Annotated in this window: 21 protein-coding genes; 17 read left to right on the top strand and 4 right to left on the bottom strand. The window is 69.9% G+C overall.

Features of this window, described 5'->3' with window-relative positions; genetic code table 11:
• Window positions 1–44: 44 nt before the first annotated feature.
• Complete coding sequence (locus tag ACFUJ1_RS11365; protein ID WP_378644833.1) at window positions 45–1,067, top strand: alpha/beta hydrolase; 1,023 nt, start codon at window positions 45–47, stop codon at window positions 1,065–1,067.
• 63 nt (window positions 1,068–1,130) lie between these two features.
• Here ACFUJ1_RS11365 and ACFUJ1_RS11370 read toward each other — a convergent pair whose 3' ends face one another.
• On the bottom strand, window positions 1,131–1,940 hold the full coding sequence (locus ACFUJ1_RS11370) for an enoyl-CoA hydratase-related protein (protein ID WP_378644834.1): 810 nt from the start codon (window positions 1,938–1,940) through the stop codon (window positions 1,131–1,133).
• 132 nt (window positions 1,941–2,072) lie between these two features.
• On the opposite strand from ACFUJ1_RS11370, the gene ACFUJ1_RS11375 reads away from it, so the two are divergent.
• A complete protein-coding gene (locus ACFUJ1_RS11375) occupies window positions 2,073–3,314 on the top strand; it encodes a TetR/AcrR family transcriptional regulator (RefSeq protein WP_378644835.1) in 1,242 nt (413 codons plus the stop codon).
• 3 nt (window positions 3,315–3,317) lie between these two features.
• Here ACFUJ1_RS11375 and ACFUJ1_RS11380 read toward each other — a convergent pair whose 3' ends face one another.
• The gene (locus tag ACFUJ1_RS11380) at window positions 3,318–4,844 is read right to left on the bottom strand and encodes an aldehyde dehydrogenase family protein (protein ID WP_378644836.1); all 1,527 of its coding nucleotides are present in this window, start codon (window positions 4,842–4,844) and stop codon (window positions 3,318–3,320) included.
• A gap of 317 nt (window positions 4,845–5,161) precedes the next feature.
• Between ACFUJ1_RS11380 and ACFUJ1_RS11385 the strand changes: the two genes are divergently transcribed.
• From ACFUJ1_RS11385 to ACFUJ1_RS11400, 4 genes are read left to right on the top strand one after another with little or no spacing between them, the layout of a single operon-like run.
• On the top strand, window positions 5,162–6,169 hold the full coding sequence (locus ACFUJ1_RS11385; protein ID WP_378644837.1) for an ATP-binding cassette domain-containing protein: 1,008 nt from the start codon (window positions 5,162–5,164) through the stop codon (window positions 6,167–6,169).
• Window positions 6,166–6,963: an ABC transporter permease gene (locus tag ACFUJ1_RS11390; RefSeq protein WP_378644838.1), complete on the top strand. Its 798-nt coding sequence runs from the start codon at window positions 6,166–6,168 to the stop codon at window positions 6,961–6,963. Before ACFUJ1_RS11385 ends, ACFUJ1_RS11390 begins: the two co-directional genes overlap by 4 nt.
• Complete coding sequence (locus ACFUJ1_RS11395) at window positions 6,960–7,814, top strand: ABC transporter permease (protein ID WP_378644839.1); 855 nt, start codon at window positions 6,960–6,962, stop codon at window positions 7,812–7,814. The genes ACFUJ1_RS11390 and ACFUJ1_RS11395 overlap by 4 nt, the downstream gene beginning before the upstream one ends.
• A gap of 4 nt (window positions 7,815–7,818) precedes the next feature.
• Entirely contained in the window at window positions 7,819–8,583 is a 765-nt protein-coding gene (locus tag ACFUJ1_RS11400) for a transporter substrate-binding domain-containing protein (protein ID WP_378644840.1), read from the top strand.
• On the opposite strand, the gene ACFUJ1_RS11405 is transcribed toward ACFUJ1_RS11400, so the two are convergent.
• The gene (locus ACFUJ1_RS11405; protein ID WP_378644841.1) at window positions 8,567–9,763 is read right to left on the bottom strand and encodes a lycopene cyclase family protein; all 1,197 of its coding nucleotides are present in this window, start codon (window positions 9,761–9,763) and stop codon (window positions 8,567–8,569) included. The genes ACFUJ1_RS11400 and ACFUJ1_RS11405 overlap by 17 nt on opposite strands.
• Window positions 9,764–9,854: 91 nt before the next feature.
• Window positions 9,855–10,334 carry a hotdog fold domain-containing protein gene (locus ACFUJ1_RS11410; RefSeq protein WP_378644842.1) on the bottom strand — a complete coding sequence of 160 codons (480 nt, stop codon included), beginning with the start codon at window positions 10,332–10,334 and terminating at the stop codon, window positions 9,855–9,857.
• 429 nt (window positions 10,335–10,763) lie between these two features.
• On the opposite strand from ACFUJ1_RS11410, the gene rpsJ reads away from it, so the two are divergent.
• Genes rpsJ through rpsQ form a run of 11 tightly spaced genes read left to right on the top strand, consistent with a single transcriptional unit; the run spans window position 10,764 to window position 16,030 of the window.
• A complete protein-coding gene (rpsJ, locus tag ACFUJ1_RS11415) occupies window positions 10,764–11,069 on the top strand; it encodes a 30S ribosomal protein S10 (protein WP_003938093.1) in 306 nt (101 codons plus the stop codon).
• 14 nt (window positions 11,070–11,083) lie between these two features.
• On the top strand, window positions 11,084–11,749 hold the full coding sequence (rplC, locus tag ACFUJ1_RS11420) for a 50S ribosomal protein L3 (protein WP_233015996.1): 666 nt from the start codon (window positions 11,084–11,086) through the stop codon (window positions 11,747–11,749).
• On the top strand, window positions 11,746–12,429 hold the full coding sequence (gene rplD / locus ACFUJ1_RS11425; RefSeq protein ID WP_378644843.1) for a 50S ribosomal protein L4: 684 nt from the start codon (window positions 11,746–11,748) through the stop codon (window positions 12,427–12,429). Before rplC ends, rplD begins: the two co-directional genes overlap by 4 nt.
• Window positions 12,426–12,731, top strand: a complete 306-nt coding sequence (gene rplW / locus ACFUJ1_RS11430; protein ID WP_233015998.1) for a 50S ribosomal protein L23 — start codon at window positions 12,426–12,428, stop codon at window positions 12,729–12,731. Before rplD ends, rplW begins: the two co-directional genes overlap by 4 nt.
• Window positions 12,732–12,764: 33 nt before the next feature.
• Window positions 12,765–13,601: a 50S ribosomal protein L2 gene (gene rplB, locus ACFUJ1_RS11435; protein ID WP_233015999.1), complete on the top strand. Its 837-nt coding sequence runs from the start codon at window positions 12,765–12,767 to the stop codon at window positions 13,599–13,601.
• A gap of 14 nt (window positions 13,602–13,615) precedes the next feature.
• Window positions 13,616–13,897 carry a 30S ribosomal protein S19 gene (rpsS, locus tag ACFUJ1_RS11440; protein ID WP_067646950.1) on the top strand — a complete coding sequence of 94 codons (282 nt, stop codon included), beginning with the start codon at window positions 13,616–13,618 and terminating at the stop codon, window positions 13,895–13,897.
• The gene (gene rplV, locus ACFUJ1_RS11445) at window positions 13,894–14,298 is read left to right on the top strand and encodes a 50S ribosomal protein L22 (protein ID WP_378614267.1); all 405 of its coding nucleotides are present in this window, start codon (window positions 13,894–13,896) and stop codon (window positions 14,296–14,298) included. Before rpsS ends, rplV begins: the two co-directional genes overlap by 4 nt.
• On the top strand, window positions 14,299–15,099 hold the full coding sequence (rpsC, locus tag ACFUJ1_RS11450) for a 30S ribosomal protein S3 (protein WP_067646941.1): 801 nt from the start codon (window positions 14,299–14,301) through the stop codon (window positions 15,097–15,099).
• Between the two features lie 3 nt (window positions 15,100–15,102).
• Window positions 15,103–15,519 carry a 50S ribosomal protein L16 gene (gene rplP, locus ACFUJ1_RS11455; protein WP_233016002.1) on the top strand — a complete coding sequence of 139 codons (417 nt, stop codon included), beginning with the start codon at window positions 15,103–15,105 and terminating at the stop codon, window positions 15,517–15,519.
• Window positions 15,519–15,758: a 50S ribosomal protein L29 gene (gene rpmC / locus ACFUJ1_RS11460; RefSeq protein ID WP_014349060.1), complete on the top strand. Its 240-nt coding sequence runs from the start codon at window positions 15,519–15,521 to the stop codon at window positions 15,756–15,758. The genes rplP and rpmC overlap by 1 nt, the downstream gene beginning before the upstream one ends.
• On the top strand, window positions 15,755–16,030 hold the full coding sequence (gene rpsQ / locus ACFUJ1_RS11465; RefSeq protein WP_378644844.1) for a 30S ribosomal protein S17: 276 nt from the start codon (window positions 15,755–15,757) through the stop codon (window positions 16,028–16,030). The genes rpmC and rpsQ overlap by 4 nt, the downstream gene beginning before the upstream one ends.
• The last annotated feature ends 39 nt before the right edge of the window (window positions 16,031–16,069 follow it).

A 16,069-nucleotide genomic window follows, 5' to 3' on the forward strand; every position in this document is an offset into this window, starting at 1 on the left:
TGATACGTCGTCCCAGCCGGCGCCGCGGTACCCGCGCGGCAGTGATGATCGCGACGACGGCGGTGCTCGGCAGCCTGCTGTCCGGTCTCGGCGCATCCACGGCGACGGCCGACCCGATCATCGATCAGAAGGCCCTGCTCGGTAACCCGGTCGCGCCGGACGGCTCGAAGATCGTCAAGGCCGAGTACAAGGACGACCGCAACCTGCGGCTGCACGTGTACTCCGCCGCCATGGACGAGAACATCCTGATCGATGTGCAGCGGCCCGCCGACACCTCCGAGCCGCGCCCGACGCTCTACCTGCTCAACGGCGCGGGCGGCGGCGAGGACGACGCCTCCTGGCAGGCCAAGACCGACGCGCTGCAGTTCCTCTCGGACAAGAACGTGAACGTCATCCAGCCCATCGGCGGCAAGTGGAGCTACTACACCGACTGGATCGCCGACGACCCGGTGCTCGGCCGCAACAAGTGGAAGACCTTCTTCACCGAGGAGCTGCCCCCGCTGGTCGACGGCGCGCTCGGCACCAACGGCACGAACGCCATCGCCGGGCTCTCCACCTCGGGCACCACGGTGCTCGCGCTGCCGATCGCCAAGCCGGGGCTGTACAAGGCGGCGGCCGCCTACAGCGGCTGCGCCATGACCAGTGACCCGGTCGGCTCGGAGTTCGTCCGGCTCACCGTCGAGGTCTGGGGCGGCGGCGACACGCTGAACATGTGGGGCCCTGAGGGCAGCCCGGAGTGGGCCGCCAACGACCCGTACGTGAACGCCGAGCGGCTGCGCGGCACCGAGCTCTACCTCTCCACCGGCAGCGGCCTGCCCGGCAGGCACGACACCCTGGACGGCCCGTACGCGCTCCCCGGCTCGTCGGGGCTGGCCAACCAGCTCGTCGTCGGCGGCGTCATCGAGGCGGGCACCAACTACTGCACGCACAACCTGGCGACCAAGCTGAAGGATCTGAACATCCCGGCCACGGTCAACTTCCGCCCGGACGGCACCCACTCCTGGGGCTACTGGCGCGACGAGCTGCCCGCGTCCTGGCCGACCCTGGCCCGCGGCCTCGGGCTGTAGCGGCATCCGGTGAGCGCCCCGGCCGCTGCGGCGGCCGGGGCTCGTGCTGTTACGGCAGCGGGCCTAGTCCGCGAAGACCGGCTTCCGCTTGGTCAGCATGGCCGTCGCCCCCTCGACGAAGTCCGCCGACTGCAGCAGCTCGATCTGCCCGGACTTCTCCGCGGCCAGCGTCGCCTCCAGCGCGGTCAGGGTGGCGGCGTTCAGCGCCTGCTTGGTGAGCTCCAGCGCCCGCCGCGGCCCGGCGGCGACCTTCGCCGCCGCGGCCTCCACCGCCGCGTCCAGCTCGGCATCATCGAGCACCTCGGTGAAGAGCCCGGCCGCGTGCGCCTCGCGCGCGGGCAGCCGCTCGCCGAGCAGCGCCAGCTTGGCGGCGAACGGACGCCCCGCGGCGGCCGCGACGAGCGCCGCCGCGCCGCCGTCCGGCATCAGCCCGATATTGATGAAGGCGAGCAGCAGGTAGGAATCCGCACTCGCGTAGACCAGGTCGGCGGCGAGCGCGATGCCGACCCCGACCCCGGCCGCCGCGCCCCTGATCCGCACGATCACCGGTACCGGCACCGCGACGATCGCCCGCACCAGCCGGTTCGCGGCATCCATCACCCGGTCCGGCGTGATCCCGCGCTGCGCCTCGGCGCCGGAGGCCGACAGATCGGCCCCGGTGCAGAAGTCGCTACCCTCTCCGGTCAGCACGATCGCGCGCACCGAGCGGTCGTCGGCGGCGGCGACGAAGATGTCCCCGAGCGCGACCATGGTGTCGAAGTCGATCGCGTTCTTGCGCTTGGGTTTCGTGATGGTGACGCGCAGGATCGTGCCGTCGCGCACGGCCGAGAATCCGGCCGGAGCCGCCGTCTCGACGGAATCGGGGTTGCTCATGTCGGTCTCCTGGTAGGAAGTTCAGCGGGCGCCGGGCGATGAATGATGGTTAACTTTGCGAATTGTGGTTAACTTAGGTTGACTGGTCCGGCGCTGTCAACAGACGGCGCGCCGGAGGGAACGGAGAGGTGTATGGTCGCGGATCGCAGCGAGGCCGGTCTCGCCACCGCGCGGCCCGATTCCGGCCAGCCGGTGCGCCGCCGCCCGAAGGACCGCAAGGTCCAGATCATCCGCGCCGCCGCCCGCGCCTTCAGCGAGCGCGGCTACTACCCGGTCGGCGTCGACGAGATCGCGGCCGAGGTCGGCATCTCCGGCCCCGCCCTGTACCGGCACTTCACGAACAAGTACGCGCTGCTGGTCGCGGCCGCCGAGGAGGGCGCGCGCGCCCTGCTGGAGGTGGCCCGCGCCGCCGACGATCCCACCGCCGACCCGCCGGAACGGCTGGACAAGCTGATCCGCGGCATCGCCGAGCACACCATCGAGATCCGCCGCGAGGCCGGGCTGTACCGCTGGGAGCGGCGCTACCTGGAGCGCGACGACCGGGTGCGGATCCGGCGCGTCTACGACGACCTGAACGCGACCCTCGCCGAGCCGATCGGCGCGCTGCGCCCCACGGCGACCGAGGCCGACGTCGCCATGCTGGCCGCCTCTGTGCTCAGCGTGGTCGCCAGCATCTCGGCGCACCGCACCGCGCTGTCGGGGACCAGGCTGCTTCCGCTGCTCACCGGCATGGCCTGGGCGGTGCTGCGCGCGGAGCTGCCGCCCGCCCCTGGTCAGCCCGATCCGGGGCCGTCCGTGCGCGGCCTCCCGGTCACCTCGAAACGCGAACAACTGCTCACCGAGGCGATCCGGATCTTCGGCAGGCAGGGCTACCACGAGGCCAGCATCGAGGAGATCGGCGCCGCCGTCGGGATCAACGCCTCCAGCGTCTACCGCTACTTCAGCAGCAAGGCCGACCTGCTCGCCGCCGCCTTCTACCGCACCGGCGACCGGGTCGCCATCGCGCTCACCGAGGCGCTGGCCGAGGCCACCGACCGCCCGGACGCGGTGCGCCGGATCGCCGGGCGCTACGCCAGGCTCACCTTCACCATGCCGGAGATCATGCCGGTCTACTACGCCGAGTTCAGCAACCTGCCGCAGGCCGAGCAGCACAAGCTGCGCGCCATCCAGCGGCAGAACGTGCTGGAGTGGGCGAACCTGCTCGACGGCGACCCGATCGAGGCCAGGTTCCGGGTGCACACCGCGCTCGGCCAGGTGATCGACGTCGGCAGGCTGATCCGCTTCGACAGCCGCCCCGAGCAGCTGGCCCGGGTGCACGCGCTCATGCTCGCGGTGCTGCTCGGCGAGCAGCCGAAGCCGCCCGCCGAGCCGTGAACCTCAGCCGACGCGGCCGTGCCGCAGCCCGAACATGACCTTGGCCGCGCGCAGGTGCCGCCGGTGCCGGTGGAAGGTCGAGAGGTTCACCTGCGCCCGGTAGCGCTTGCGCGCGATGGCGAGCGTCCGGCTGAACTCCTGCAGCCCCTGCACGCCGTGGCTGTGCCCCTGCCCGTACTCGCCGACCCCGCCGAACGGCAGCGCCGGGATCCCGGCGTAGGCCGAGGACGAGTTGATCGTCACCACCCCGACCCGCAGCTTCTCCGCGAACGCGGCCACCTCGGCGACGTCCCTGGTGAAGACCGAGACCGCGATGCCGTTGCTGGCGGCGTTGATCCGCTCCGCCGCCTCGTCGATATCGGCCACCCGGTTCACGATCAGCACCGGGCCGATGCCCTCGCCGGTGACCGCGATGCTGTCCTCCGGAACCTCGGTGAGCACGATCGGCTCGATGTACGGCTCCCGGATCGAGTCCAGCCCGCCGACCACCGCGCGGCCGCCGCGGGCCAGCGCGTCCCGCACCTGCTTGCGTACCACCTCGATCTGCGGCTCCAGGATCATCGGGCCGTAGGAGGCGCGCCGGTCGGCGCCGGGCCGCAGCGCGGCGGCCTGCTCGGCCACCAGGTCGAGGAACGGCTCGTAGATCGAGGCGGGCACGTAGGCGCGCTGGATCCCGGTGACGTTCTGCCCGGCGTTGGACATGGCCCCGAAGACCGCCGCCTGCGCCGCGTCCCGTAGCCGGGCGTCCACGTGCACCACCATCGAGCCCTTGCCGCTGCGCTCGACCACCACCGGGGTGAACGAGCGGGTGCACTCCGCGATCACCGCGCGGGCGCCCTGCTCGGAGCCGGCGTAGGCGATCTTGTCCACCGCGGCGCGGCAGAGCGCGATGCCGGTGCGGTCGTCGCCGGTGACCGCCTGCAGCACCGGCTGGTCCGGCTCGATCTCGGCCCAGCTCCGCGCCAGCCAGACGCCGACGCCGGTGGTCAGCTCGTGCGGCTTGAACACCACCGCGTTGCCAGCCGCCATCGCGTAGGCGATCGACCCCATCGGGGTGAAGACCGGGTTGTTCCAGGCCCCGAGCACCCCGACCACGCCGAGCGGCAGGTAGCCGACCGAGGCGTGCTGGTTGCGGCTCAGCCAGGTGGAGCGCAGGTTCCGTCGGCCGAGCGCCCGCGCGGCGTTGCGCGCCGCCCAGTCCAGGTTCTGCACCGCGAGCATGACCTCGATCGCGGCATCGGCCTCCGGTTTGCCGGTCTCGGCGCTGAGCAGCTCGACGAGCTCGCCCGCGCGCCGCGCGATCAGCCGCTTCCAGGCCAGCAGGATCCGTTTTCGGGCGGCGAAAGTCATTCCCGCCCACCATTTCTCGGCGCGTTTCGCGGCGCGCACCGCGTGTTCGACATCCCGTGCGCCCATGATCTCGTAGGCACCGACGGTCTCGTCGGTGCGCGGATCGCGGATGGTCACGGTGTTCGGTCGGTCCGGTCCTCCCGGGAGCGCCGCCATTATCGGCTGCGCGGACTCAACCATGGTCACCCTTTCGAAATCGGTGTGCCCACCCTGCTCTACCGGCGATTCCGGCCCCCGAACAGCAGGGTATGCGGGTGATGCGGTGGCGGACAAGGACGTCCGGTCGAGAACGGGCAGCGGCGCCGACGTGACCGGCGTCGCAGTTCTCCCCTGTGATGAATACCACACTTGAATCGTGCACGATTGGGTACCGGACGACTGCGCACCATCCGGAAATGCGGCCGGTAACATCGCGCCCGACGCGGAGGATCATCAGCCCGGGACGTTCTCGTACGTGCCGGCGCCACCCCGCCGCACCCGCCGATAGTGGAGAGTTGATGCCGAGTCCGAATGCAGTGGAGGCGCCCGTGCGCGAAACGACTTCCAGGGAGGTCCGGGAGGCCGCGGTCTCGGTGACCGACGTCCGGAAGTCCTTCGGCGATGTCCACGCCCTCCAGGGCATCGGCTTCCAGGCCGAGCGCGGCAAGGTGCTCGGCATCCTCGGCCCGAACGGCGCCGGCAAGACCACGACCGTCAAGATCCTGGCCACCCTGCTGCGCCCGGACTCGGGCACCGCGATCGTCGCCGGGCACGACGTGCTGCGCGACCCGGCGGGCGTGCGCCGCTCGATCATGATGACCGGCCAGTACGCCGCGCTGGACGAGAACCTCTCCGGCCGGGAGAACCTGGAGCTCTTCGGCAGGCTCATGGGGCTGACCAAATCCGCCGCCCGCAAGCGCGCGGACAGCCTGCTCGAGGAGTTCGACCTGGTGGCCGCAGGCCGCCGCGCGGTGCGGCACTACTCCGGCGGCATGCGCAGGCGGGTCGACATCGCCTGCGGCCTCGTCGTCCGCCCCGAGGTGGTGTTCCTGGACGAGCCGACCACCGGCCTCGACCCGCGCAGCCGCCAGGGCGTCTGGGAGCTGGTCACCGCGCTCAAGGAGCAGGGCATCACCGTGCTGCTGACCACGCAGTACCTGGAGGAGGCCGACGTCCTCAGCGACAACATCATCGTGATCGACCACGGCACCGTGATCGCCGAGGGCACCGCCGACCAGCTCAAGGAGCGCACCGGCGGCAGCTGGTGCGAGATCGTCCCGCTCGACCCCAAGCGCATCGACTTCGCCGTCGCCGCGCTCGGCGACCTGGTCCCGGAGGCGGTCCGCGCCGACCTGCCCGGCCACGACCGGCTCTCCATCCCGGCCCCCGGCGGCGCGAGCACGCTCGCCGAGGCGGTCCGCAGGCTGGACGCCGCCGGGATCCAGCTGGCCGACATCGCGCTGCGCCGCCCCTCGCTGGACGACGTCTTCCTGAGCATCACCGGCCACTCCGGCGGGCAGCAGTGACGGCCACCGCCGAACTCTTCGCGGGGCTGCCCGAGGCCAAGCCGAACTCGTTCGCGCAGTGGCGCGCGCTCACCGGCCGGGTGATCTGGGTGATGGCGACCAAGGGCGAGCTGATCGTCGCCATGCTCACCCCGCTGGTCTTCACGCTCGGCTTCTACCTGCCACTGCGCTACGTGATGAAGTTCCAGGGCATCGACTACGCGCAGTTCGTGATGCCGATCATCGTGCTGCAGACCATGGCCTTCACCATGATGTCCAACGCCCAGCTGGCCGCCTTCGAGGCGCTCACCGGGCTGAGCACCAGGCTGCAGAGCATGCCGATCGGCGCGCTGGTCCCGCTCACCTCGCGGATCTGCGCGGGCATCGTGCGCTCCAGCTGCTCGCTGGCGGCGGCGCTGGTCTTCGGGCACCTGATCGGGTTCCGGTTCAGCTCGGGCTGGGGGCAGTCGGTGCTGTTCTGCGTCTTCTCGCTCGGGGTCGGCACCATGCTCGCCATCGGCGCGGACGCGCTCGGCAGCGTCACCAAGAGCCCCGAGTCGCTGAGCCAGGCGCTCACCCTGCCCACCATCATCTTCGGCATGCTCTCCTGCGGCTTCGTGCCGGAGGCGAGCTTCCCGGCGTGGATCCGGCCCTTCGTGCGCAACCAGCCGATCTCGCAGTTCTCCTTCGCGTTGCGCGACATGGCGGCGGACGGCGTGACCTGGCACGTCCTCTGGGTGCCGCTGCTCTGGCTGATCGGCGGTTTCCTGGTGTTCATCCCGCTGGCGATCTGGGCGAGTGTGAGGCGGTCATGAGTACGGTCGAGACGATCGAGCGGGAGATCACCTGGCACGGCAGCCCGCTGCCGGAGACCAGCCCCGCCGCGGAGAATTCGGTGCGCAGCTGGGCCGCGCACAGCCTGCTGCAGTGCAAGCGGCTGCTGCTGGTCTGGGCCCGCGACCCGGGCACCACCATCCAGACCCTGGTCTACCCCGCGCTCACCCTGCTCATGTTCAAGGTGGTGCTCGGCGACTCGATCACCCGCGCCACCGGCATGCCAAGCATCTACGGCCAGGTCGCCATGCTCACCCTGATCGCGGCCATGACCGGCTCGGTCGTGAGCGCGCTCGGCTTCAAGGCGGAGAAGGCCACCGGGCTGCTCGGCCGCTTCTGGACCATGCCGGTGCACCGCGCCGCCGGCCTCACCGGCAGGCTCCTCGCCGAGGCGCTGCGCGTCCTGGTGACCACGCTCTTCGTCATCCTGGTCGGGCTCACCCTCGGCTTCCGCTTCGACCAGGGCCCGCTCGCCGCGCTCGGGCTGATCGGCATCCCGGTGCTCTTCGGCATGGGCTTCGCGGTGCTGGTGACGGCGCTGGCCACCGTCTCCGAGGGCGTCATGCTGGTGAACATCATCGGCATCGTGAACACGCTGCTGATGTTCTTCAACTCCGGCTTCGTCCCGGTCTTCGCCTACCCGACCTGGCTGCAGGGCACGGTCGAGAACCAGCCCATGAGCTGCGCCATCGAAGCCATGCGCGGCCTCTCCTACGGTGGCCCGGTAGCCGAGCCGCTGCTCAAGACGGTCCTCTGGACCGTCGCCCTGATCGCGGTCTTCGCCTACCCGGCGGTCCGCGGTTACCAGCGGGCCGCCGAAACCGGCCGCTGACGCGGTGCGCAGGCGGTCCGCGCTCGCCGTCCTCGGCACGGCGCTGGCCGCCGGGCTCACCGGGTGTCACGACGATCCCGACCCGTCCGTACTGCGGGTCGGGACCGAGGGTACCTACCCGCCGTTCTCCGTCCGCGGCCCCGGCGGCGCGTTCACCGGCTACGACATCGAGGTGGCCGATGCGGTCGGCGCCCGGCTGGGCAAGCGGGTCGAGTTCACCCAGGCGTGGCTGCGGCACGGGCTCGTCGACGGGTTGGCGAGCGGCGTCTTCGACCTGCTGGCGAGCCACATCGAGCTCTCGCTGGAGATCGACGAGCAGCTGGGCGCGGCGGGGGTCTACGCCACCGGGGGCCGGGTGTTCCTCACCCTGCCCGGCGCCGAGCCGGTCGCCGACCCGGCGCGGCTGCGCGGCCACACCGCGGTGCGCTGGAACCCGAGCGACTGGCCCGGGCTGCGCCCGGAAGATCTCGGCGCGACCGTCGTCGAGGCCCGCACCCTCGATGATGCCGTCCGGCTGCTCCGGGAGGGCGGCGCCGACGTCGTCCCCGCCGACAGCCTCGCCGTCGCCGACTACCGCACCCGCACCCGCGACGACACCCTGATCGCCACCCCCTACCCCGACTACACCCCCAGCTACACCTTCGTCACCCGCAGACACGATCCCCTCGCTCCCGAGGTCCGCCGCGCACTCGCCGAGCTCCGCGCCGACGGCACCCTCCGGGCCATCTCCGAGCGGTACTTCGGCGTCGACGTCACCCCGGCGGATTGATCGGCTTCTGCTCCGGGACTCGATCGGGAGGGCTGAATTCGTAGTCCAGCCAGCGATTCCGGTTGGTCCAGCCGACCAGGTCGTAGCGCCAGCGGAACGGCCAGGTGTGCGCGACGGTGTCGAAGAGGACGGCGCCGAGGGCGGTGTAGTCGTCGTGGGCGGAGAGCAGGGCCCGCTGCCCGCGCTCGTCCTGGGTGAAGAACGACTCGAACATGGCGATCGACTGGTCGGTGGTGAGCCGCCCGAGCCCCCACAGCCCGCGCTCGCGCATCCAGTAGACGAGCCGGGCCCGCCGGGGCCAGAGCGCGGCGACCGGGTCGGCCCCGCGCCGCGCCGCCTCGACCGCGGTGTCGACGAGCATGAGCGAATCGGCCACGCTGTACCCGGTGCACGGGTGCATCATCCCGCCCCGCGACCCGAACGGAACCGCCTGCGCCGCACCGCGCTTCGGCGGCGACTGATCCAGCGGGTAGTGCGCGGCCTCGCTCGGCTCGTCCCCGGTGAGCCGGATCCCGTGCGCGGCCAGGCGATTCAGCGTGCGGCGGCGCAGCTCGTGCTGCGGCATCCCGCCGCGCAGCCCGAGGCTGGTCTCCTCGAAGATCACCGTGCCGTCGCCGAGCGGGACGGCGTAGAGGAAGGACGGCGGCTCGTCCGGCCCTGCCCCGTTCTCCGGCCGCCAGTCCAGCAGCAGCCCCTCGCCGTCGGCGACCATGGGCGCCGCGGTCTCGGCGTCGACGAAGATCCCGTGCGCACTGGCCGCCCGGCGCCTGCCGAGAGCGGGCAGTCCGCGGCTGTCGAAGACCGTGCCCGCCCGCACCACCGTGCCGTCGCCCAGCGTCACCTCGTGCGCGGATACGGAGGTGGCCCGGCCCGCCAGCACCGTCGCCCCGTCCAGCGGCAGCGCGTCCCGCAACCCCGGCTTGGAGAGCACGCAGTACGGCCGCTCGATCCGGTGCTCGGCGGCGGCCCAGACCGTCGGCGCCTCGATCCGCTGCGCGATCACACTGTGCGGCAGCCACTCCGGCAGCTCGTCGACCCAGCAGGAGTAGGTCGGCGGCCACAGCCGCTCCGGCCGCGGGTCGATCGCCGTCACCCGGAATCCCGCCGCGACCGCACGGTGCGCGAGCGCCCGGCCGGTCGGCCCGAGCCCGACCACGCAGATGTCGACCTCGCTGCTCATACCTGGCATTCAACCGGCGCCCGGCGGCACGGACAATATGGGCTCGGTCATGGTGTCCGAACAGTGGCGTTCCGGCCAGGGGAGCGCACGCTCAGCGCGGCGTCACCCAGGTGGTGATGTCGGCGTGCACCACCTCGACTCCGTTCGCGTCGTAGATCGAGACCGGCACCACGACCTCGGCCCCCTCCTCGGTGATCGCCGCGAAGTCCGGCATGGAGGTCAGCTCGGCGACGGCGCGCAGCCCGGTCTCCGCCTTGGCCAGGTACTCGACCGTCATCGCCTTGGGGATCCAGCGGTGCGTGGTCGGCACCGTGGCCTCGCTCAGCATCCCCATCGCCACCTCGGCGAGGTTGCACGCCGCGATGGCGTGGAAGGTGCCGATGTGGTTCCTGATCCCGAACCACTTGGGCGAGGTCACCTCGCACACCCCCGGCTCCAGCCGCACCACCGTGGGCAGCACGGTGCCGAAGTACGGCACCCGCGCCACCATCCCCAGCGAGAACAGCGCGTGCCCGACCCGGTTGTCCGGGAGCTTCTTCCACCCGCGGTAGGTGGTGGTCAGGTTCGTCATGCGGGGTATCTTACTTGCTAGTAAGTTCTGCCGTGCCGAATGCGGATCAGGGGCGATTTGAAGTCGCTCCCGTCCCTCGTGCATACTGTTCGGGTTGCCTTGCACCGGCTCGTGCCCTCGTGGCGCCCCGGGTGAGGCGAGCAGGACCTCGTGCATCTCATCGGGAAACCGGTGTGGGTGCGTCCGGGACGTCGTTCCGAGGCCGTGATGAGTTTTCGATCCGGGGCCGAAGAATGAGCGGAATGGCGACACGCCCGACCGCGTGGACCGGAGAACCATGACAGATGAACAGCGGCGAGTGACCGGGAACGTCTCCGGTCGTGGTCTCTCTCTGAGGCGTCTTTCGTGTGTTCGGGCTGTGCAAATCGAGGTGGTGCGGAAGCCCGGCTTCCGTAACCACGAAGGAAAGCGGAGAAAAGGACACTTAGCGTGGCGGGACAAAAGATCCGCATCAGGCTGAAGGCCTATGACCACGAGGCGATCGACGCGTCCGCGCGCAAGATCGTCGAGACGGTGACCCGCACCGGGGCCCGCGTGGTCGGCCCGGTGCCGTTGCCGACCGAGAAGAACGTGTACTGCGTCATTCGTTCGCCGCACAAGTACAAGGACTCGCGCGAGCACTTCGAGATGCGTACGCACAAGCGTCTGATCGACATCCTCGACCCGACGCCGAAGACGGTCGACGCGCTCATGCGCATCGATCTGCCGGCCAGCGTCGACGTCAATATCCAGTGACGGGGACCGCAGACATGACTGACAACAAGAATCGGCCTGCCGCAGGCATCCTGGGCACCAAGCTCGGCATGACGCAGGTGTTCGACGAGAAGAACCGCGTCGTCCCGGTGACCGTCGTCAAGGCAGGCCCGAACGTCGTGACCCAGATCCGCACGGTCGAGCGCGACGGCTACAGCGCCGTCCAGGTCGCCTTCGGCGCCATCGACCCGCGGAAGGTGAACAAGCCGACCTCCGGCCAGTTCGCGAAGGCGGGCGTGACCCCGCGCCGCCATGTCGCCGAGATCCGCGTCGCCGATGCCTCCACCTTCGAGGTGGGCCAGGAGATCAGCGCCGAGGCCTTCGGCGAGGGCAGCTACGTCGACGTCACCGGCACCAGCAAGGGCAAGGGCTTCGCCGGCACCATGAAGCGGCACGGTTTCAGCGGCCAGGGCGCCTCGCACGGCGCCCAGGCGGTGCACCGGCGCCCCGGCTCGATCGGTGGCTGCGCCACCCCGGGCCGCGTCTTCAAGGGCATGCGGATGTCGGGCCGGATGGGCAACGACCGCGTGACCACCCAGAACCTCTCGGTGCACAAGGTGGACGCGGAGAACGGCCTGCTGCTGATCAAGGGCGCGATCCCGGGGCGCAAGGGCAGCGTCGTGATCGTCAAGAGTGCCGTGAAGGGTGGTGCGCACGCATGAGCGTGGACACTGAGAAGAAGCCCGCCGCGAACCTCACGCTGGACGTGAAGGAGCTCGGTGGCAAGACCAATGGGACCGTCGATCTCCCCGCCGAGATCTTCGACGTCCCCGCCAACATCGCGCTGATGCACCAGGTGGTGAACGCCCAGCTCGCGGCGGCCCGCCAGGGTACGCACGCCACCAAGACCCGCGGCGAGGTCCGCGGCGGTGGCAAGAAGCCGTACCGGCAGAAGGGCACCGGCCGCGCCCGTCAGGGCTCGACCCGCGCGCCGCAGTTCGCCGGCGGTGGCGTCGTGCACGGCCCGCAGCCGCGCGACTACAGCCAGCGCACCCCGAAGAAGATGAAGGCCGCCGCCCTGCGCAGCGCCCTCTCCGATCGGGCGCGCAACGAGCGCATCCACGTGATCACCGAACTGGTGGCCGGGCAGGCCCCGTCCACCAAGGCCGCGAAGACCTTCCTCGCCGAGCTCTCGGAGCGGAAGAAGTTCCTGGTCGTCGTCGGTCGCGAGGATGTCGCCGCATGGAAGAGCGTGGCGAACCTGCAGCACGTGCTGCCGATCGCCCCCGACCAGCTCAACACCTACGACGTGCTGAACAGCGACGAAGTGGTGTTCTCGGTCGAGGCACTCAACGCCTTCGTGCACGGTCCGGCCGAGTCGGCCCAGGAGGAGAGCAAGTGACCACCATCGCCGACCCCCGCGACATCCTGCTGGCGCCGGTCATCTCGGAGAAGTCCTACGGTCTGATCGAAGAGGGCACCTACACCTTCATCGTGCACCCGGACTCCAACAAGACGCAGATCAAGATCGCTGTCGAGAAGGTCTTCGGCGTCACGGTGACCAGCGTCAACACCGCCAACCGTCAGGGCAAGCGCAAGCGGACTCGCTTCGGTTACGGCAAGCGCAAGAACACCAAGCGTGCGCTCGTGACCCTCTCGGCCGACAGCAAGCCCATCGAGATCTTCGGAGGCCCGGTCGCGTAAGCGGGCGGGAATCCAGAAAGTAGAGAAGAACTCATGGCTATTCGCAAATACAAGCCGACCACGCCGGGTCGCCGCGGCTCCTCGGTCTCGGATTTCGCCGAGATCACCCGCTCGACCCCGGAGAAGTCGCTGCTGCGCCCGCTGTCCAAGAGCGGTGGCCGCAACGCACACGGCCGGATCACCACCCGGCACCGCGGCGGCGGCCACAAGCGCGCCTACCGCGTGATCGATTTCCGTCGCCTCGACAAGGACGGCATCCCGGCCAAGGTCGCGCACATCGAGTACGACCCGAACCGGACCGCCAACATCGCCCTCCTGCACTTCCTGGACGGCGAGAAGCGCTACATCATCGCCCCCAAGGGCATCGCGCAGGGCAGCCCGATCGAGTCCGGCCCGACCGCCGACATCAAGCCGGGCAACAACCTGCCGCTGCGCAGCATCCCGACCGGTACCACGATCCACGCGGTCGAGCTCCGGCCGGGCGGCGGTGCCAAGCTGGCCCGCGCGGCCGGCATGAGCATCCAGCTGCTGGGCAAGGAAGGCGCCTACGCCGTCCTGCGTATGCCCTCCGGCGAGATCCGCCGCGTCGATGTGCGCTGCCGCGCCACCATCGGCGAGGTCGGCAACGCCGAGCAGTCGAACATCAACTGGGGCAAGGCGGGCCGCATGCGCTGGAAGGGCCGCAGGCCCACGGTGCGTGGTGTCGTCATGAACCCGGTCGACCACCCGCACGGCGGTGGTGAGGGCAAGACCTCCGGTGGCCGCCACCCGGTCTCGCCGTGGGGTCAGCCGGAAGGCCGCACCCGCAAGCCGAACCGCCCGAGCGACAAGCTCATCGTCCGTCGCCGTCGCACCGGCAAGAAGCGCTAAGGAGGAGGTAAGAAATGCCACGCAGCCTCAAAAAGGGCCCGTTCGTCGACGACCACCTCCAGAACAAGGTGGACGTGCAGAACGACAAGGGCACGAAGCAGGTCATCAAGACCTGGTCGCGTCGCTCCACCATCACCCCCGATTTCATCGGCCACACCTTCGCCGTCCACGACGGCCGCAAGCATGTGCCGGTGTTCGTGTCCGAGAACATGGTCGGGCACAAACTGGGTGAGTTCGCGCCGACCAGGACGTTCAGGAGCCACGTCAAGGACGACCGGAAGAGCAAGCGGCGATGACGAGCACCGAGACCCAGAATCAGACCGCACGGGCGACCGCGAAGCACGTCCGCGTCACCCCGATGAAGGCTCGTCGAGTCGTGGACCTGGTCCGCGGCAAGCGGGTCGAGGACGCACTGGCGATCCTGAAGTTCGCGCCGCAGGCCGCGAGCGAGCCGGTGGCCAAGGTCGTGGCGAGTGCCGCGGCGAACGCCGAGAACAATCTCGGCCTCAACCCCGCGACGCTGGTCATCTCCACGGCCTACGTCGACGAGGGTGCCACGCTGAAGCGTTTCCAGCCGCGGGCCCAGGGCCGCGCGTTCCGGATCCGCAAGCGCACGAGCCACATCACCATCGAGGTCGAGAGCGTGCAGAGCCTTGCTTCCGCCCCTCGTGGCCGCCGGAAGGGAGGGGCCAAGTAAATGGGACAGAAAATCAATCCCCATGGCTTCCGTCTCGGTATCACTACCGACTGGAAGTCCCGCTGGTACGCCGACAAGCAGTACTCGGATTACGTCAAGGAAGACGTCGCGATCCGCAAGCTGCTGGCGACCGGCATGGAGCGTGCGGGCATCTCGAAGGTCGAGATCGAGCGCACCCGTGATCGCGTCCGGGTGGACATCCACACCGCGCGTCCTGGCATCGTCATCGGCCGCCGCGGCGCCGAGGCCGACCGCATCCGCGCCGCGCTGGAGAAGCTCACCAAGAAGCAGGTGCAGCTGAACATCCTCGAGGTCAAGAACCCCGAATCGGATGCCCAGCTCGTCGCCCAGGGTGTGGCCGAGCAGCTCTCCAACCGCGTGGCGTTCCGGCGCGCGATGCGCAAGGCCATCCAGTCGGCCATGCGTTCGCCGAACGTCAAGGGCATCCGCGTGCAGTGCTCGGGCCGCCTCGGTGGCGCCGAGATGTCGCGCTCGGAGTTCTACCGCGAGGGGCGGGTGCCGCTGCACACGCTGCGTGCCGACATCGATTACGGCCTCTACGAGGCCAAGACCACCTTCGGTCGCATCGGTGTGAAGGTGTGGATCTACAAGGGCGACATCGTCGGTGGCAAGCGCGAGCTGTCCGCCGCCGCTGCCGCACCGGAGCGTCCGCGTCGTGAGCGGCCCAGCCGCCCGCGCCGGTCCGGGTCCGCAGGCACCACCGCGACCAGCACCGAGGCCGGACGTGCCGCGACCGCTACGGCGGTCGCCGACGCTCCGGCGGAAACTCAGGAGGGCTGACGCATGCTGATGCCTCGCAAGGTCAAATTCCGCAAGCAGCACCACCCGGGCCGCAGCGGAATGGCGAAGGGCGGCACCGCCGTCACCTTCGGTGACTTCGGCATCCAGGCACTCGAGCCGGCCTACGTCACCAACCGGCAGATCGAGTCGGCGCGTATCGCGATGACCCGCCACATCAAGCGTGGCGGCAAGATCTGGATCAACATCTACCCGGATCGCCCGCTCACCAAGAAGCCCGCCGAGACCCGCATGGGTTCCGGCAAGGGCTCGCCCGAGTGGTGGATCGCGAACATCAAGCCCGGCCGCGTGATGTTCGAGATGAGTTTCCCCAACGAGGAGATCGCTCGCGAGGCCCTGCGCCGCGCGATGCACAAGCTCCCCATGAAGTGCAGGATCGTGACCAGGGAGGAGCAGTTCTGATGGCTACCGGAACACCGGCCGCAGAGCTCCGCGAGCTCACCGAGGACGAGCTCGTCGCCCGCCTGCGTGAGTCGAAGGAAGAGCTGTTCAACCTGCGCTTCCAGATGGCGACGGGTCAGCTCGACAACAACCGTCGCCTGCGCGTCGTCCGTCACGAGATCGCGCGCATCTACACGGTCATGCGTGAGCGCGAGCTCGGTCTGGCCACCGGACCCGCTGGCAAGGGAGATGCGGCATGAGCGAAGAAGTGACCACCGAAGAGCGCAACTCGCGCAAGATCCGGACCGGCTACGTCGTCTCGGACAAGATGAACAAGACGATCGTCGTCGAGCTGGAAGACCGGCACCGGCACAAGCTGTACGGCAAGATCATTCGCACCACCTCGAAGGTGAAGGCGCATGACGAGACCGAGTTGGCGAACGTCGGCGACCGCGTGCAGCTGATGGAGACCCGTCCGCTGTCCGCCACCAAGCGCTGGCGTCTGGTCGAGGTGCTGGAGCGGGCCAAGTAGGTCGTTCTCGCACGGTCAGAGAAAGGGCCGCTTCCTTCG

It is taken from the genome of Nocardia sp. NPDC057227 (assembly GCF_042669725.1).
Taxonomy (GTDB): Bacteria; Actinomycetota; Actinomycetes; order Mycobacteriales; family Mycobacteriaceae; genus Nocardia; species Nocardia asteroides_A.

Excerpts from the sequence above, each read along its gene's own strand:
- ACFUJ1_RS11405 (WP_378644841.1), bottom strand. The coding sequence starts at position 9,763 with ATGAGCAGCGAGGTCGACATCTGCGTGGTCGGGCTCGGGCCGACCGGC.
- ACFUJ1_RS11370 (WP_378644834.1), bottom strand. The coding sequence starts at position 1,940 with ATGAGCAACCCCGATTCCGTCGAGACGGCGGCTCCGGCCGGATTCTCG.
- ACFUJ1_RS11365 (WP_378644833.1), top strand. The coding sequence starts at position 45 with ATGATCGCGACGACGGCGGTGCTCGGCAGCCTGCTGTCCGGTCTCGGC.
- ACFUJ1_RS11410 (WP_378644842.1), bottom strand. The coding sequence starts at position 10,334 with ATGACGAACCTGACCACCACCTACCGCGGGTGGAAGAAGCTCCCGGAC.
- rplC (WP_233015996.1), top strand. The coding sequence starts at position 11,084 with ATGACTGACAACAAGAATCGGCCTGCCGCAGGCATCCTGGGCACCAAG.
- rpsQ (WP_378644844.1), top strand. The coding sequence starts at position 15,755 with ATGAGCGAAGAAGTGACCACCGAAGAGCGCAACTCGCGCAAGATCCGG.
- rplV (WP_378614267.1), top strand. The coding sequence starts at position 13,894 with ATGACGAGCACCGAGACCCAGAATCAGACCGCACGGGCGACCGCGAAG.
- rpmC (WP_014349060.1), top strand. The coding sequence starts at position 15,519 with ATGGCTACCGGAACACCGGCCGCAGAGCTCCGCGAGCTCACCGAGGAC.
- rplB (WP_233015999.1), top strand. The coding sequence starts at position 12,765 with ATGGCTATTCGCAAATACAAGCCGACCACGCCGGGTCGCCGCGGCTCC.
- rplP (WP_233016002.1), top strand. The coding sequence starts at position 15,103 with ATGCTGATGCCTCGCAAGGTCAAATTCCGCAAGCAGCACCACCCGGGC.
- ACFUJ1_RS11385 (WP_378644837.1), top strand. The coding sequence starts at position 5,162 with ATGCCGAGTCCGAATGCAGTGGAGGCGCCCGTGCGCGAAACGACTTCC.
- rpsC (WP_067646941.1), top strand. The coding sequence starts at position 14,299 with ATGGGACAGAAAATCAATCCCCATGGCTTCCGTCTCGGTATCACTACC.
- rplD (WP_378644843.1), top strand. The coding sequence starts at position 11,746 with ATGAGCGTGGACACTGAGAAGAAGCCCGCCGCGAACCTCACGCTGGAC.
- ACFUJ1_RS11380 (WP_378644836.1), bottom strand. The coding sequence starts at position 4,844 with ATGGTTGAGTCCGCGCAGCCGATAATGGCGGCGCTCCCGGGAGGACCG.
- rpsS (WP_067646950.1), top strand. The coding sequence starts at position 13,616 with ATGCCACGCAGCCTCAAAAAGGGCCCGTTCGTCGACGACCACCTCCAG.
- ACFUJ1_RS11375 (WP_378644835.1), top strand. The coding sequence starts at position 2,073 with ATGGTCGCGGATCGCAGCGAGGCCGGTCTCGCCACCGCGCGGCCCGAT.
- ACFUJ1_RS11395 (WP_378644839.1), top strand. The coding sequence starts at position 6,960 with ATGAGTACGGTCGAGACGATCGAGCGGGAGATCACCTGGCACGGCAGC.